This is a genomic window from Varibaculum sp. (genome assembly GCF_008661855.1).
GTDB lineage: Bacteria > Actinomycetota > Actinomycetes > Actinomycetales > Actinomycetaceae > Varibaculum > Varibaculum timonense_A.
On sequence record NZ_RPZY01000008.1, the window covers coordinates 27,543 to 45,334 of the forward strand.

A 17,792-nucleotide genomic window follows, 5' to 3' on the forward strand; every position below is an offset into this window, starting at 1 on the left:
AGTTTAGAACTTATAGGTTCTAAAAACAAGGGTTAAACAGGGTTTAAAGTCACCCTCATTTACAGCTCAACTGTCCCTATACCGAGGCACGGCTAGGGACAGCGAAAATATATCGGGAGAGGCAACTTACGGGGGACGAGTAGGTGCGGTCTACTTACCGTTGAAGGTGAACTCCTTTTCCCCGTCCTCGCCCTCGCGTACATCAACCACGATTTCCTGACCCGGCTCGATGTCTCCAAAAAGAATCTTTTCGCTGAGGGCGTCCTCGATATCGCGCTGGATAGTGCGCCGCAAAGGACGCGCCCCCAGTACGGGATCGAAACCGCGAGTGGCAAGTTCCTCGCGAGCAGCATCGGTGAGCTTCAAGGTCATATCTTGTTCTTGGGTACGTTCTTGAAGTTTAGCAATCATCAAATCCACAATCTCGCGGATTTCTTCCATACCCAGTTGCGGGAAGACGATAACTTCGTCCACGCGGTTGAGGAATTCTGGCCGGAACTGCTGTTTTAGTTCCTCTTTAACCCGGTTCTTCATTCTCTCATAGGAGCCGGACTGGTCGTTATCGACCTGGAAACCGGTTTGTACCCCTTTATTTATGTCCCGAGTACCCAGGTTAGTAGTCATGATGATTACGGTGTTCTTGAAATCAACCATCCGCCCCTGCGAATCGGTCAGCCGCCCGTCCTCTAGCACCTGCAAGAGAGTGTTGAAAATATCGGCATGGGCTTTTTCGATTTCATCAAAGAGCACCACTGAGAAGGGTTTGCGGCGCACCTTTTCGGTCAGCTGCCCGCCCTCGTCATAACCCACATATCCAGGAGGAGCCCCGAATAGGCGCGAAGAAGTATGCTTTTCCCCGAACTCGGACATATCCAGTTGGATTAGCGCTGACTCGTCGCCGAACAGGAACTCTGCCAGGGCTTTCGCCAACTCGGTCTTACCTACCCCGGTAGGACCGGCGAAAATAAAGGAACCGCCGGGACGATTCGGGTCTTTAAGCCCTGCGCGCGTCCTGCGAATAGATTTCGATAGGGCGCTGACCGCTTCGTTTTGGCCGATAACCCGTTTATGCAGCTCATTTTCCATGTGCAGCAGTTTCGCGCTTTCCTTTTCGGTCAGCTTAAACACCGGGATGCCGGTGGACATTGCCAGGATTTCCGCAATAGAGTCCTCATCGACAGTGCCAATCCGGTCGCCCTCCCCGGACTTCCAGTCGGCCTCCAGCTGGGCGCGTTTTTCACCGAGCTGTTTTTCCTGATCGCGCAGACTCGCAGCTTTCTCGAAATCTTGAGCATCAATTGCGGCCTCTTTATCGCGGCGCACCTCATCGATTTTGTCATCCATTTCCCTAATCTCGGGGGGTGCAGTCATGCGGTGGATACGCAGGCGCGCGCCCGCTTCGTCAATCAAATCGATGGCTTTATCCGGTAGGAAACGGTCGGAAATATACCGGTCAGCTAAAGTTGCCGCCGCGTTAATCGCATCATCGGTAATGATTACCCGGTGGTGTGCCTCGTAGCGGTCACGCAAGCCGGTCAAGATTTTCACGGTATCTTCCACGCTGGGCTGTTCTACCTGCACCGGCTGGAAACGCCGTTCCAAGGCCGCATCTTTTTCAATATATTTACGGTATTCCTCGGTAGTGGTAGCTCCAATGGTCTGCAGTTCACCGCGCGCCAGCATGGGTTTAAGGATGGAGGCTGCGTCAATCGCGCCCTCGGCGGCTCCCGCCCCCACCAGGGTGTGAATCTCGTCGATGAATAGAATAATGTCGCCACGGGTGCGGATTTCTTTCAGAACTTTCTTCAAGCGTTCCTCGAAATCGCCGCGGTAACGCGATCCCGCAATCAGAGAACCCATATCCAGGGAATATATATGCTTGTCTTTCAGGGTTTCGGGGACATCTCCGCGCACAATTGCCTGCGCAAGTCCCTCTACTACCGCGGTTTTACCCACCCCGGGTTCCCCGATCAGCACCGGATTGTTCTTGGTGCGCCGGGAAAGGATCTGCATGACCCTTTCCATCTCGTTTACGCGTCCGATCACCGGGTCTAGTTTGTTTTCCCGTGCCGCCTCTGAAAGGTTACGCCCGAACTGATCCAGGATTGCAGAGCCAGATTTTTGAGGTTTTTGGCTACCGGTTCCAACCCCTACGGTTTCTCCACCAGAGGCATCTTGCGCCGACCCGGGATAACCAGACAGCAGATGAATCACGTTTTGGCGGATACTGCCCAAATCAACCCCCAGGTTGGTGAGCACCTGGTTGGCGACTCCCTCGCCCTCGCGGATTAGCCCCAGCAGAATATGTTCAGTACCGATATAGTTATGCCCGAGCTGTAGCGCTTCCCGCATTGACAGTTCTAAGACTTTCTTAGCGCGGGGAGTAAAAGGAATATGGTCTTTGGAATCGTTCTCGCCCTTGCCAATAATCTCGACGACCTGTTCGCGCACGCCCTCTAGGGTAATGTTCGCCATTTCCAGGGCTTTTGCGGCTACGCCTTCGCCTTCGCGAATCAGCCCCAGCAAAATATGTTCAGTACCGATATAGTTGTGCTCTAGGTTTCGCGCTTCTTCTTGCGCCAAAACGACTACGCGGCGTGCCCGGTCTGTAAAGCGTTCGAACATATTTCTCCTTGACCTTTAGGGGAGGATTTTTCGGGTGGTATTTTCTCCACTATGTCCATTATGGTGTTTTTGGCTTAGATGCTCGCCTGGTTTCACTACCGGCGGAGGCTGCTTTTATTTTGAGGACGAAACAGGCGCGATAGGTATCTGCCGCTTCCTATAGGTAGCAGGCGAGGGTACTCAATAGCAGCAGGGTGGTCAGTATCACTGTTACTAGCGCGTTCCCTATTATTTGGGTGCGTTTAACCGCGTTAGCGGCGCGCCTACGGTCTACCACATCGGGAATTGCTTGCCCTAGTTTTTTGCGTCCTATCCTGCCGGAAACTACTGCTACCAGGTGTAGCGCCCAACCGGTGATTGCCCCTGCCAGTGCGCCTATTAGGTGGGCTTGCCAGGCGACATTGGGGATTACGAAACCGATTAACAGGTTTATGATTAGCAATCCACCTAGTGAGGTTGATATTCCGTGTAGGTTTCGAGTGTAGACGAAGACTCCGGCGCATAGTCCCATGACTGCGCCGGAGGCTCCAACTACTGCATTTTGCTGTCCAGTTAGCAGTGTCCAAATCACCATTCCTAATGACCCCGCCCAGGCAGAGAGCAAGTAGATTAGGACGATTTGGAACGAGCTCATAACCTGTTTGGCTAATTGCCCCAGGATATACAGGAACGCCATATTGGAGGCGAGGTGGATTATTCCGGAATGGAGGAACGCGGCGGTGAGGAATCTCCAGGGCTGATATAACCCCAGTGCCGGGTGGAACAGAAATTGTTCTACCAGGCTGGGAAATAACCAAGATGCCACATAGACAATCCCGCAGGTAATAATCAGAATGTTTATTACATCAACACGGTTTCCAGTTTTAACCATTTGTCCTGTTCATTTGGGCTTTTTGCCAGTGGTTACGGATAGTTTTAGCTATTCGCTGATTTCAATGGATTTGATGGTGATGTCCTCTAGAGGACGGTCGCGCCCATCGGTGCTTACCGCGGCGATTGCGTCTACCACGTCACGGGAGGCCTGATCGGTAACTTTTCCGAACACGGTGTGTTTGCCGTTTAGCCATTGGGTTGGCACCTGGGTGATAAAGAATTGGGAACCGTTAGTACCCGGACCAGCGTTTGCCATTCCTAAAACGTAGGGTTCGTCAAAGCTTAGTTCCGGTACGATTTCATCCCCGAAACGGTAACCGGGGCCGCCGGTGCCAGTACCCAGGGGGTCGCCGGTCTGAATCATGAAGCCCTGGATTACCCGGTGAAAAATTACGCCGTCATACAGGGGTTCATTGGATTTTAGTCCGGTTGCCGGGTTTTGCCATTCGCGTTCACCGGTGGCTAGACCTTTGAAGTTGTTTACGGTAATCGGGGTTTTATCCGGAAATAGTTCGACTTTAATGTCGCCTTTTGAAGTGTGAATTGTTGCTTCCATAGCCTTTATCCTTTCATGAATGCGGTAATTCCGATACTTGTCTTAGTCTAATCTAGTGAAATCGCCTGGCTTATTCTTCCCCCAAGTTTGCATTCAGCGTCTAAACTGGAATGGTAGGATTTGGCATCACCGAAGCGAGAGCGCCTCGGCTCAGTCCAGTTAAAGGAGCTACTATGAAGAAATGCTGCCCATACAAGAAGCTGGTTAAACAGGCACGTAATTTAGCCGACCAGGGTAAAGAGTTCGTGATTGAGGGTGCTCAAGATTTACAGGAAAAGGTTACCTCTGACTTGATGCCCACTGTTGAGAGCGCGGTTGATAGTATGAAGGATCAGTTCCAAGATGCTAAGAAGTATTCCGAGAAGTCTTTTAAGGAGGCTAGTAAGCAATTGAAGAAACATTCAGCAAACGGACGTGAGGCTTTAGCGGAAAAGGTTGGCAAGTCTTCACCAAAGCGAGGACGTAAGACTTTCTTGTTCCTGATTTTGGCGGCTTTAGCTGGCGGAATTGGCTATCTACTTTACCGCCGTTCCCAGCCGGTTGACGACCCTTGGGCTGAAGAATACTGGGAGGACGTCGAGGTCAGCGAGTTTGACCCGAAAGAAGCTGTCGAGGACGCTCAGGACAAGGCTAAAGAGGTTGCCGAGGACGTTGCCGACAAAGCCCAGGATGCCGTTGATGCGGTTAAAGATAAGGTTGAAAAGTAAACCGTAAATCATTCAAATAGTTAAAGCTGCCCTCCCTGCCAAAAGCAGGGAGGGCATTGCTATGCCAATTGCGCAGTGCAACCAGCCCACACCCTGGAACGGGTCTGGCTCGGTAATAAGGCAGACCCTGACTAGCGAGGAAGCGGGCATAAGTTTTTCCTCCTGCCCAGAGTTCGCAAAATACCGGCGGTATTTCACGAACTCTATGCCCACCGCACCTGCTCGGATAAAACTTATGCCCGCTTCACACAGATATCCTTTTACCGTTCCAGATCTATTCAAGTACGTGAGCGGCTTAGAAAGTACCAGACAAAGATAAGACCCTCCCCCGCGCTCCCTTTCGGGTGGAATAAAGCGGCAGAAACGTTAACCAGAGAACGATTTTCTGGCAAAACACCAGGGTCGCGGCCGGTAAAAGATACGAGAGGGGCTTGACCTGCGAAGCAGGTCACGGGGTCCCCGGAGTGCTTTTACCGAGCCAGACCCACTTTTTAACACGCAGATTACAACCCCCGAAAGGGAGGGCGGCTATATAGCACTTGGGGTCGGAAGATTATCTTCCGACCCCAAGGTCCTTCTAGTTATTCATTTATGTTTAGTTTCCTAGTCCTCGAGTTCTTCACGCTGGTAGCGGCGGATTAGCACTAATCCAACTCCGGCTACCATTGCCAGAACACCAGTCATAACCATGATTCCGGTAGTTGAACCAGTCTTGGCTAGGATGGTGCGAACTACCCGCGGGAATGGGGGCGGTGTGGTGCCCGGATTCGGAGGTGGTGTAGTTCCTGGAGTGTTCGGGGTCTTAGGTGTCTCTGGCGGAGTTCCTGGCGTGGGGTTATCTACGCTCAGGGTTTGTGCCGCATCGTTAATGTCATGGTGTTTGGCAACGATTTCCGCACCCGGGTTGGGTTTACCATCGGTGGTGTCTGCGGTCTTGTATAGATCCTCGTACACCACATATTGGTTATTAGCTTGAATCGCTTGACCTTTCACCCGGAAGTAGACTTTGGCTTCCCCACTGGTTTCATCTTTCTTCACGGTGAATGAACCCTTGGTGGCTTCTGCCCCGTTTTGCTGCTTTCCGTCCTTGTCTAGGTAGGTTACAGGCGCTTTAGTGGCTTTATCCATCAGGGTACCGGTGATGGTGTATTCACCCGGTTCCAGGTTGCTCCACTTAACGGTGTCTACGACGATTGCATCTTGACCGGCGGTTAGAACCTGTTTGCCTAGGTTGGAATCTTTGGTTCCATCTGTGTAGGTGGTTCCATTCTTCGCAACGGTAGCGATTTCAGGAGTCTTGGGTTCCGGTCCGGCAGGAGGTGGAGTTACGCTGACGGTCTGATCCGCGTCCTCGATATTCGCGTGATCAACAACCGGGTTGGCTCCATCTTTCACCTTGCCGTCGGTTACGTCGCCAGCTTTGTAGACTTTTTCAAATACTACCCAGCTTGCCTTGGTAGAGACGTTTTCGGCGGGCACGGTGAATAGGGCAGTAACTGTCCCGGTCTTTTCACCTTTCTTGACAGTGAAGTTTACTGCAGGGGTGTTAGCACCGATAACTGGCTTGCCGGTTAGTTTGTCCATCAGCGTACCAATCATGGTGTAGTCACCAGCAGGCAGGTTCTTCCAGGTGGCAACGTCTTGAACTTGGGCGGGTTCGCCTTTCTTAACGTTTACTACCTTGTCTTGGTCGGCATTGTCGCGCGCAACCGTTCCGAGCGTCGGGTATTCCTTGCTGTAGACGTTCCTAATAGTGATTTGGATTTCCGGAATCACATCAGTATCTACGTTAGGTACCGTGAACTGGGCTGTCTGGTTGTTTATCTTCGAGACCGTCATTGCCGGATTGGAGGAGCTGAAGCTAATCGCGCTCGGAAGGATTCCGTCCGGATTCGCTTCATCGGTCAGCATCTCGGTGAGGGTACATACTGTTCCGCTCTGTAGCTGCTTACCTCCAGGTAGGGAAGCTGATACTCCCGCGGGCATTTCGAACTCGAAGGCGCCCCCGAAGTTCTTGTCGCAGCTGATGGTGAACTTGAACTTGCGGTCTTGGTCAGGTACTTCCCCAGCCATGGCTTTTTCGGTCACCTTGGTGAAGGTAATCGCAGGCGGACCTTGCGGCTTTTCTACGACTGTCACGGTCTGGTTGGCCGAGTTGAGGTCAAGTTCGGATACCACCGGCTTAGCGTTGTCGGCAGGCCTTCCGGTCTTGGAATCAACGTCACTGGCACGGTAGATTCGCTCGAATACTACGAACTTGGTTCCGGCATTGGTGGTTGCCGATGCCGGTACCTGGAACTTAGTAACTACGCTTCCGGCATCTTCTCCCTGGTTTACAGTGAACGCTACCGCTTTAGTGGTTGCGCCCGCTACCGGGTTACCTTTTTGGTCTACCAGTTCACCTAGGGCGATGTATTCACCGGCTGCTAGATGCTTCCAGTTTACGGTATCGGTTACGACCGCAGCTTTCCCTTTTTGGATTTCCTTATCGTTTACCCCGTCAGTGGTCGCAGTGGTGCTTACCGAGGGCGCCTCGGTAACGGTCACTGTCTGATTATCGTCACTGGGGTCGTTGTGGGAAACCACAGCGGAGGTATTCGGCTTCGGTTTAGTGCCATCAGTGTCCTCCAACTTGTACAGGTATTCGTATACCACGTACTTGCCAGCTTGACTGATCGCGTTTGCGGGAACTTTGAACTTCATGGTGGTGCTACCTGCCAAGGAGTTGTCCTTGGTGATTTCAACTACCACTGGTTCGTTGGTTACTCCCGCTACCGGAGCAGCGTTGTTTCCACTGATGTGCATGAGGTTACCGGTCAGCAGGTACTTGCCTTCTGGCAGGTTCTTCCAGGTAACGGTGTCGGTTACCGTGGTCGCGGTTCCGGCCTGTACTGATTGAGTACCGTTATCGGTTACCGCGTTGGTTTGCAGTTCCGGTTTTCCCATCTTGTTGTAGGTGTTGGTCACGTTCACCAGTACTTCCGGAACCTGTTCGGTTGCTGCCGGTACTGTGAAGTGTGCCGACCCTGCGGTGGAGTCTTGCTGCACGCTGAATCCTGCGGTTCCGCTGGTTAGCGAAACTGAGGGGGTTACCTCTTGCTCGATGGCGTTGCGCAAATCTTCGGTAATGGAGCATACGTAACCGGTACGTAGTCCGTTTACCTCGGTAGGAGCGTCGGGGCGTACCAGTAGGGTACTGGTTCCAGCCTCTTTACCATCCTTGTCATGGCAGGTAATGGTGAAGTAGTAGGCGCGGTTTCCAGCTACGCTCATGCCAGTAGCCTCTACCGTCTTCTTTACTTTCACTTTCGCTGCGGGTGGAGACGGAGGAGTGATTGCCTGAACGGTTTGGTCACTGTCTTTAATGTCCTCGTGACTGGCAACTACTTTCGCGTCCTGGTTCGGGGTTACCCCGTTGACGTCTCCTGCACGGTAAACATATTCGAATACCACGTAGGAGTTGTTGGCTTTCAGCGAGTCACCGGTAACCGTGAACTTGATGTCCTGTTTACCGTTCTTTTCGCCCTCTTTAACCGTGAACTTAACCGGAGCGGAGCTGTAGGAGGTTACCGGGTTTCCGGTTGCCTTGTCCATGAGTTTACCGATGAGTACGTAGTCACCAGGCAAGAGGTTTGCCCAGGAAACTTCATCAATAATCTCGGCGGAGCTTCCGGCGTAAACCTGGTTAGCGTCCTTGGTTTGCCCATACATTCCCTTGGTGCCGGCGGCATCCTTGGCGGAGGTCGCTACGGTCGGCTTTTCGGGTACCGGGTAGGTGTTGGTCGCGGTGAACTTGATATTCACTTCGGTGAGTTCTTCTGCCGGCATCTTGAATGATGCGGTGTTTTCCGAACTGATTAACCCTACTTTCGGTGAGTTCGCGGTGAACTCGGTCTTGGTGGGAGCGATTCCTGCTACTTTAGCGGCAGCTTTGTCCTCGGTCAGAGTACAGTTTGCGCCTTTAATGTAGTGGAGTGCTACCGGAGTTCCTGCGGTCACAGAGTAGTGATGTTCTTTGGTAGTTCCGTCTGCCGGGTTGGAGCACTTCATGGTGAAGTTGAACTCTTTGGAGGCAGGAATCTCTAGTCCTTCGCTTCTGACTACCTTTTCTAGGGATAGTTTCGGAGTTACCGGGCTTTGCGGTTCTTCACCGATGGTTACGGTCTGATCCGCATCGTTCAAATCGGAGTGTTCTACTACCGGGGTCTTGTCGCCGATAACTTTGCCGTTATCGTCAACGTCTCCTTGACGGTAAATCTTTTCAAACGCTACGAACTGCGACTTGGCTTTGACCTGCTCGGCGGGTATCTGGAAGGTCATTTCTAGGACGCCGCTCAGCTGGTCAGGTGCTACCGTGAACTTCACTACCGGGGCGGTAACGTTCGGTACTGCCTGGTTGGTTCCTTTGTCCATCAGCGTGCCGACCAGTACGTAGTTTCCGGCAGGTAGTTTCGACCAGGTTACGCGGTCTAGCACTTTGGCCGGGGTCTTAGCGTCGAATACTTTGGTTCCCGCAGTGTTGGTTGCGGTGGTTCCGGCGCGTGGACCTTCGTTTACGGTCTGGTTTTCATCTTTAGGATCTTCGTGCTTGGTGACTACTGTTCCATCACCGGGGTTGTTCGGTTTCCCGTCACGAAGGTACTCAAAGGCTACCAGTTTGGCGTTTTGACGGATTTGAGCCACGGTGACTTTGAAGGTCATCTGGACTTCGCCTGACTGGCGGGTTCCGGCTTCTCCGGGCACGGTGAACGGCTCAGAGGTTGCGTCTACACCAATCGGGTTCCCTTTACCGTCTACCAGTTTTCCGGTGAGGTGATAGGTCTTTCCTGCTTCCAGGTTGTGGTATTTAACCACGTCTACCAGGTTTACGATATCGCTATCGGCTTTTCCGGTGGTGTCAATCTGCTTGTTCTTCGCCTCGTCGGTTAGCACGGTGGCTATCCAGGGGTTCACATGCTTGGTCTGGTTTTCGTCTTTCGGATCTTTGTGGTCGGTGACCGGTTCGAATCCGCCGTCTACTTTCAGGTCAAGCTGTTCGAAGGCTACCAGGGTTGAGTATTTGAGTACTTGCGCCTGGGTTAGCTTGAACGGCAGTTCCACTACGCCGTTGGGGCTGGTAATGGTAACTTCCTTTTCGGCTTTAATACCGGTGCCGGTGGCGCTGGTCTTGTCAGCGTTGGGCACAACTAGCTCACCGGAGAACTTGTAGGTCTTGCCGACTTGCAGGTTCCAGTAACTAATCTTATCGGTCAAGGTGTAGGTGTAGTCAGCTTCCTGAACCAAGTCGATATTCCCATTGCGTCCTTCGCCTTTAAGCTCGGTAGCAATCCGGGGTCTATCGGGGGTCTGGTATTCGTTGGCTGCCTGTACCTTTACCGGGGTTTTAGCGTCTGCACCGATGGTGAAGGTTACGCTTTGTCCGGAGGCTGAGCCGACTCCAGCGCCTTTACCGTCTACTGTCCAGCTAACGGTTTGACCGTTGGTTCCGGCAGGTAGAATCTGCTGCTCGGTTAGGGTGCAGACGGTTCCCGCTTTGAATTGTGCGGGCGCTACTACTGGTTCTCCACCGGGCTTTACATTGTTGATGTTGCCTTGAGTGCCTTCACAGTTGTAGGTGAAGTTGTAGCTGGCAGGTAAGTCCTTTACCTTAGCGGCGCTTTCACCGGCTACTTTAACCGTGGTCTTCTGCACGGAGAAAGTGCCTTTTTGTTCAATCTGCTTGTAGACGTTGGTGGCTTTAACTACCAGGTTGGCTTGTTTACCGTTTTCTTTCCACTGGGCTTCGGTCATCGCTTTATTGATGGTGAAGCTGTTGGTGGCGGCAGTGGAGTTATCATCGCGGGTTCCATTCCAGCTGAGGGAGTGGTTTACCTGGGCGGTGGATAGCTCGTTGAACGGGATAAACTTGCCGTTGTTGTCGATAGCTCCGAGTTCTTCTACCTGTACTTGGCTACCGAGGGGCAGACCCCAGGCAGAGTAGGAACCACCGGGGGTGATTGCTTTTTCAATCTCTTGGGTGTTGGAGCCGTCCTTGTAGGTTAGTTTGAACTTGTAGGACTGGATATTTAGTGCCTTGTCGGCGCTGCCCTGAACTTCTTTCTTTAAGGTGAATCCGCCGAGCTGCTGGCTGTAATTGTTGGTCGCCAAAATCTTAGCTTTAGCAGCGGCTTTATTCAGCTTGATGGTCAGTTCAAGTTTCCCATCAGTTCCGGTTACTTCCGCACCGTTGGTGGCACTTGCCTGCAAACTGGAACCTACATAGTCAGCGTTTTCGCTGGATTTGGGGGTTTCTTCCCATACTTTACATACTGTGTTTACGGGCAGGTTGTTTAGCTGCGGGTTGGCAGGGTCAGCGCTGGTGAAGGTTTGACCGTGCTTGAGCTTGAAGCTGCCTTTAACCGCGTTAGCGTTGCCGGGAATCTGGCAGGAGTATCCGAAGTCGAAGGCGACGTCTTTGAGGACGGTGCCGGGATCTACTACTCCGGAGACGAGTTTCTCTACCTCAAAGCCGCCAACTTTTTGGTTTACGTATTTGTTTTCTACGTTGATGGTGGCTTTTTGGCTTTCGCCAGCTTTAATCGGGGTGGACAGTGCTGCGTTATGCAGAACGTGTCCCCCGATGGTTACCTGCTGAGGTGCTTGACCATTAAAGGTGGTGGTCAAAGTGGTGTTGGGTACGTTGATACCGGTGGTATCTTCGTAGACTGCACACTGTGAACCTACTGGAATACCAGTAATCTTCTTGGTTTCACCTTTGTTTACGCTAATGGAGGTTAGCTTCTTGGTTACGCTTTCGGCCTTCTGTCCGGTAGCACAGATGTATTTCATTTCAAATGTGCGCGGAATGGTGCCGGCGCCAGCGGTTCCGTCTACTACCTGCTTGGAGATTTCCAGTTGCCCGGTCTTCTCGGTGTAGGTGTTGGTGGCGACGAGGGCGAGCTGGTTGGCAGCTTCTGCCTTGAAGGTTGCTATTCCTGCGGCTTCGCTTTGGGCGCCTTGCCATTGGAGCTGCCGGTTTAGGTTATCCGGGGTGGCGCTGTTTTCTTTAATCTGGCAGGTTACGCCGGGCTTTACTTTGATTGCCGCAGAGGTTTCTCCTGCTTTCAAGCTAGGTATAGCGTTCCAGGTGGAGTCACCGTCACACTTGTAGGAGAAGTCGAAAGAGTTTGGCACATTGAAGTGGGTTACTCCGGCTGCTTCTACGTTCTTACGAACGGTGAATTTTGCTTCTTTCGGAGTGTAAGTGTTGGTGGCCGTCACCACTACGGTCTTAGCGTTGTCCTCGGTGAGGTTAAACCGCGCTACGGTACCGTCACTGCTGGTTTCGGTGCCAGTGAATTTCACTTTTACCGTGTTCAGGGTGTCGGTTACTGCTTTTTCACTTACCTGGCAGCTCATGCCGCTGGTGAGTGCGGGGCTGGAGACTTTGGTTTCTCCTTGGGTTGTGCCTTTACGCACTAGCACGGTGGCGGTGGTCTTGAATCCGTCGCAGCTTACATCGAAGTCGAATACCCGATCGCTATCGGTGTTGCCACCGACGGTCTTTTTAACGATCTTGAACTCGGCAGGTACCGGGTTCTTGGGGGTTACGGTGATGGTTTGGGAGCCATCGGTGATTTCTTCGTGTTTCGCGTAGGGGTCGCCACTCGGCTCGGTGCTTTGCTCGCCTTGGTAGATGCGTTCGAATACTACGTATTTGCCGTCGGCTTTTACTTTGGAACCGGGTACGGTGAGTTCTACCAGGGTGCTTCCGTTTTCGGTGCCGTTGGTGAATACTTGACGTCCGTTAGCGATTATGTCTTTCGGGTTGTCTTTGTTTACCAGGGTGGCGAAAGCGGTGTAGGTTCCGGCTTTCAGGTTTTGGTATTCGATTTGGTCTTTGACTTTGAAGTCTTTGCCGTTTGCTTCAACGCTGGAAATCAGGGTGTTACCGTCGTCACGTACCCACGCTTTGGTTTTAATGGTAGGTAGCTTGTGCTGTTTGGGATTAACGGTTACTGTCTGTCCCTTGTCGTTGGGGTCTTCGTGGGATGCCACGAGGATTCCAGCAGTGTTGTCAGCACCTTTAAATACTTTTTCGTACACCACATAGGAGGCACCTGCTTCGATTTGCTTAGCAGGCAGGGTGAACGTTAGTTCTTGGACGCCTTTTAGCTCTCCGGTGTTTACCGTGAAGTTTTTAGCCGCTTTAGTGCCCTCTACCGGGGTTACCTGGTTTCCTACTTTCTTCATCAGCTGTCCGCTGAGGGTGTAGGTTCCGGGGTTCAGCTTGTTCCAGGTAACCGTGTCTTTGATGAGGACGTCTTTACCTTCTTCGGGTACGGCTACTTTACCGTTATCGGTGGATTCGCCTTGTGCCTGGGCACTGGTCCCGATGCGGGGTTTTTCGGTGACGGTCTGGTTTTCGTCGGTCTTGTCTTTGTGTTCGGTAACTTTGGTCCCGGTGTCAGGGTTGGTGCCTTGATAGAGGGTCTCAAATGCTACCAGTTTCGCATTTTCGCGGATTTTAGCTACTGGTACTTGGAACTTGATGTTGATGGTTCCGGAATAGTAGCCATTGCCGTTGTCGCTTGCCCCGGACGCTTTGGGGTCAAAGGGGTCAGAGACGGCGGTTACGCCTACGCTGTTGCCGTCACCGTCTACCAGTTCGCCTTTAATGACGTAATTTTGTCCGCCTTTAAGATTCTTAAAGGCTACCTTGTCGGTGAGGGTGACCGTGTCAGTATTGGCTTTACCCGCGGTATCGATTGCTTTAGCGCCATCAGTACCCTCTAAAGTAGTGCCGATGCTAGGATCCGGAGCCACCGGGCAGGTAGTCTCGAAATCGAAGCTATGCGTAGAGTTTCCAGAGACGTGAATTCTGTATTTGTTCAGGATTACTTGACGCTGAAACTTCTCAGTTCCTTTGCTAAACACATAAACAGCTGACATTTCCATATCGCCGCTAAATTCCGCGGTAAGGGAGGCACCAACTTTGCTTCCGCAAGCAGTGCCGGCTGGTACTTCCGCATCCACCAGGATGCCTTCGCTTAGCTGCGCAATGGTTACGTTCTTAGGAATCTTTACGTTAGTACCGGTCAAGGTAACCTTGCCGTACTTCTCAAGCATAGCAGCTGCCTGTGATGAACCTGTTAGCTGCACTCTAAATTGCTTATCATTCGCGCGGTAAACCGCGATTTTCAGCGAACTAAGAAGCTCAGAGTTAGTTTTATAAAGAGCGTCTTGTTCGGCGATAGCTTTTTGGGTGGCTTTCTTCCACTCTGCTAGTGCTTTCTCGTATTCTTGCTTGTCTTTGATGTTTTGATTCTTCTTTAACGCCTGGTAAGCTTCCCAGAGCTTTAGAGGCTGACCAGCTAATTTAACGATATTGTTATAGGCAGTCCATGCCGCTGCATTAAGATTGGGGTCATCAAGCTGCCACCACTGTCCTTTGGTGATGTACCACGCAATCACCTGAGCCATACCATTTTTCTGTGGGACAGTCTTACCCGCAAACTGCGCCATTGCCGTGTTGTAGGCGTCGAATACTTCCTGATTCTGCCGTATAAATTCCTGAGCGGCTACTGATTTATCCGCTTTTACGTATTCCAGACGAGGGTCTCCACCTTGGTAGAGATAGGCCAGTACCTGCATCTGCTTCTGTTTGTCGCTACTCATCTGGAAAGCGGAGTTCTTATTTTTTCCAAGATGATTTGAAATGGCTCGGTTGGGGTCAAGGGTCATCTCCAGATTATTTGCTTTCTTCTGGAGGTCGCTCGAATTTCCCGTGTGGTAATCCGCGCTTGTTATCACTTGCGGATCGGCGCAGAAGACACCACCAATAATCGGGCTATGAGCTGCTGCTGGGTAGGACTCAATCGCAAAATACCTTTGGTAAGTAGATACAGCGTTTTCGTTATCTACGTAGTTACGAGCCACAGCGTCTTTGAATGCCTGACTGCGATTATTTTGCGCTGCGTAATCTTCATACGACTGCCACTGCGGACTCCAGGTATCTACGGTCGGGTTCAATATCGCACCCGGTTTATTCCAACCGCCAGCCATATTAAAGGAAACTGACTGTTGAGAACTGGTTCCGCTAAAGGTATCGGAAATATTGTAGGTCTGGTCGGAGGCGGCCTGGGAGGGGGCTACCAAGGTGGTGATAGTCCAGACCAGAGCTAAAGCGGCAGCTAAACCTGCAACAATCCAGCGCCGCAACAACTTCGCAGTTTGACTGTTAATCATTATTCATCCTGTGTCTACTAGAAGGAGGGATCGGCATCTCCACCAACAAGTCCTGAGGAGACGTTCGTCTGGGTTATGTCATGCCCAAATGCCCGTCTGGAGGGACCTGACCTGTTGTTAATGCCGACAGGAACACTATTAACTTGTCTGAGTACAGTTAATATATTTTATATGCAAGTACCATATTACTAGATTTTCATGCAGAAACGCAATAGCATTTAGGGAGTTCTTCGCCATTTACTTCGCCAATCTTTAGATTTTAAGTCGCTAATAGCAGCGGGTTTCGCGATTCTTTGCTGACAAAGAGCCATAAAACGTGCATAGATTCACAGGGAAAACACCCTCCACAACGCCCCTAACAATTAAAAACCCATTAGAGCGTCCGGTCTGGATTCGCCGCCAGCCACTGAAACAACCCCTATACCCCCGAACCCAACTAAAGCACTCAGCTATAGCGCGACCGTTTCCTTAGCCACCACCGGCTACCGCGCCAACTGGCAGGGCGACTCACGAATAAAAGGAGCAACTCACAACGGAAAGCCCGCTGGCTCCTTTGCCAGCCACAAAGTGAAAGGCCCCTCATTAACCAGGGAAACCTGCATCATAGCCCCAAAAAGCCCGGTCTGAACCTGTGCGCCCCCAGCGCGCAAATCCGCAACCAGTTTCTCAAAAATAGGACGGGCCACCTCACCCGGCGCAGCATGAGTCCACGAGGGATGGCGCCCCTTACGAACCGAGCCATACAAAGTAAACTGCGAAACCACCAACAAAGGCGCGCCCGCGCTGAAAACTGACGATCCGTCCTCAAAAACCTGTTGATTAAGCAGACGGCGCACCATCCAATCAATCTCAGCCTGCCCATCACCGGGGGTAACCCCCACAAACACCAACAGTCCTGGGCGGTCAAGACGGCCGACTACCTCCCCCGCTACGGAGACCTTTGCCGATGAAACCCGTTGAACTAGAGAGCGCATAAAACCCTACCTATCCACCGATATTCAAAGAACGTGCAGCAGAGGGCGGTTTCAAATCAAAAAAGCCTTTGCGATCAACACTCACCTGCCCGCGCCAAGAAACCCCAGAAGAATCCACAATCAGGCGTTGCAAAGCCGGTAAAGAAAACTCCTCGTCCCCGGCTCGCCACGAAACACTTAACTGCCCCAGAGGAGCCGCGCGCTTAACCAAACCCAAAGCAATCGGGCCGTCCTCAAAATGATTAGCGCAGCAAAGCACACTACCCACCCGGCCATCAGCAGAAAACAGCTCCGCCCCAGGAGGAGGCAACTGTGAAAGCGCCCCATCAAGCTGCAAAAACACGGCGCGACGCGGCGGGCGACCCAAATTAACGATTCGTGCCACCGTCTCCTGCCCGCAGTAGCATCCCTTATTAAGATGTACCGCCGTGCGCAGCCAATCCAACTCGTGCGGCAAAGTACGCTTATCAATATCACGACCATAAGGACGCCACGCCGCAATCCGCAAAGCATCCCAATCAGAAACCTCAGCAAAAACCGGAGCCGACAAACTATAGCCATCCTCAGTTTCCACCGGCCAAGAACAATCAGCCCAAACCGAATTCAAACGGGCACGTACCTGCGGCAACTGGGCGCGAGGAACCACCCCTAAATACGCAGCATAGCTTTCGCCGGGATGAACCAAATCGCGAGGAGAATAGGCAGTGCCACCCGCAGTAACCCCCGGCCAAGGGTCAGCCCAGATAGGCCCAAACTCCGCCAACACCTCTCGGGCAGCGCTGGGGGCAAAAAACCCCCAAACTAACAAATCAGAACGCAGCTTAACCTCCACCCGCGAGTGGAACTTCATCGACTCCAAAAACGCCGCCAAGCCGGGCGCATCAGCAGAAAATAGCCAAGCCACCTCACCTGCCCAAACAATTCCGGCAGTATGGCTAACATGACCTGTCGCATCTAAAAACAGCATTTCACGGCTCTCACCGGCAGGCATATCCGCAACTTTTTGCGAAGACAAAGTAGTAAGCCACGAGGGGGCATCCGGGCCTGAAATCGTCAAAACTTCCAAACCAGTCTCACAAACCCCAAGCCCCGAGAGTAAAGCCACCTGGTTATCAACAAAAGTCACTGCAAACCCTCCTCTCGCATCGGAAGCGAGCGCACCCCCGGAGCATTCAAAGTTTCCTCGCCAGCGGGAATACGTAGCAAGCGTGCCGAAAAATCAGACTCGCTCTTTCCGTCCAACAGCACCGAGTCTTGCGCCCAAAACAGCTCTGAAGAAACCAGCCCCATCATTCGCGAAAACTTTTCAAAAGGATTAGGGGCGCTAAGCGAAGAAACCATAACCCGAGGCCCCATCGAAACCGCTTCCCAAGAAACCTCGCTGGTAAACGGGCCGCCATTACTATCCAAGCGGCAGCGCGCCCTCGCCTCCTGTTCACTATCAGCAACCGCCGACGCCCTCACCTGCCAGGCAGTATCCTCCCGCCACAGCAAAGCACCCCGACGTAACTGAGAAAGCCCCGTCGCCGCATCAGCGCGCATATCAGGCTCTTGCCCCAATGCCTGTGCACCCCACGTTAGCGTTACCTGCTGCAGCGAAGTGCCAGTAGCGCGGAAAGAAGTCTCCTGCCAAATAAAACATTCCTGGCGCTCATCATCAGCATCTTCCAGGTTCTTCCACAAACGAGCCGTACCCCAGCCCCGCCAAGAACCCAAAAGCCATGCCAAAGGAATCAATTCCTTCGCCAGTCCCAAAGGTAAATCCATCATAAACAACAGCCTAGTAGAGTAGATGAAAAGCTATCCAATAGGCACAACTAATTGGGCGTA

The 17,792-nt window shown here is 52.2% G+C and carries 8 protein-coding genes; 1 reads left to right on the forward strand and 7 read right to left on the reverse strand.

Translation table 11 applies throughout. From position 1 onward, the window contains the following. Window positions 1–150: 150 nt before the first annotated feature. The 3 genes from QZT94_RS00620 to QZT94_RS00630 form a co-directional block, all read right to left on the reverse strand. Window positions 151–2,625 (reverse strand): ATP-dependent Clp protease ATP-binding subunit, encoded by a 2,475-nt coding sequence (locus tag QZT94_RS00620; RefSeq protein WP_072510510.1) that lies wholly within the window; start codon window positions 2,623–2,625, stop codon window positions 151–153. A gap of 157 nt (window positions 2,626–2,782) precedes the next feature. Next, window positions 2,783–3,496 carry a rhomboid family intramembrane serine protease gene (locus QZT94_RS00625; RefSeq protein ID WP_296761258.1) on the reverse strand — a complete coding sequence of 238 codons (714 nt, stop codon included), beginning with the start codon at window positions 3,494–3,496 and terminating at the stop codon, window positions 2,783–2,785. Window positions 3,497–3,544: 48 nt separating this feature from the next. After that, complete coding sequence (locus tag QZT94_RS00630; protein WP_296761257.1) at window positions 3,545–4,054, reverse strand: peptidylprolyl isomerase; 510 nt, start codon at window positions 4,052–4,054, stop codon at window positions 3,545–3,547. 173 nt (window positions 4,055–4,227) lie between these two features. On the opposite strand from QZT94_RS00630, the gene QZT94_RS00635 reads away from it, so the two are divergent. Then, a complete protein-coding gene (locus QZT94_RS00635) occupies window positions 4,228–4,761 on the forward strand; it encodes a hypothetical protein (protein WP_296761255.1) in 534 nt (177 codons plus the stop codon). 603 nt (window positions 4,762–5,364) lie between these two features. Here the strand turns inward: QZT94_RS00635 and QZT94_RS00640 are convergent. From QZT94_RS00640 to QZT94_RS00655, 4 genes are all read right to left on the reverse strand, one after another. Further along, window positions 5,365–14,988: a VaFE repeat-containing surface-anchored protein gene (locus QZT94_RS00640; RefSeq protein WP_296761253.1), complete on the reverse strand. Its 9,624-nt coding sequence runs from the start codon at window positions 14,986–14,988 to the stop codon at window positions 5,365–5,367. 527 nt (window positions 14,989–15,515) lie between these two features. Next, window positions 15,516–15,962: a D-aminoacyl-tRNA deacylase gene (gene dtd, locus QZT94_RS00645; RefSeq protein WP_296761252.1), complete on the reverse strand. Its 447-nt coding sequence runs from the start codon at window positions 15,960–15,962 to the stop codon at window positions 15,516–15,518. Between the two features lie 10 nt (window positions 15,963–15,972). Then, window positions 15,973–17,088 carry a folate-binding protein gene (locus tag QZT94_RS00650; protein ID WP_296761250.1) on the reverse strand — a complete coding sequence of 372 codons (1,116 nt, stop codon included), beginning with the start codon at window positions 17,086–17,088 and terminating at the stop codon, window positions 15,973–15,975. Continuing rightward, entirely contained in the window at window positions 17,085–17,732 is a 648-nt protein-coding gene (locus QZT94_RS00655) for a heme-binding beta-barrel domain-containing protein (protein WP_296761249.1), read from the reverse strand. The genes QZT94_RS00650 and QZT94_RS00655 overlap by 4 nt, the downstream gene beginning before the upstream one ends. Between the last annotated feature and the right edge of the window lie 60 nt (window positions 17,733–17,792).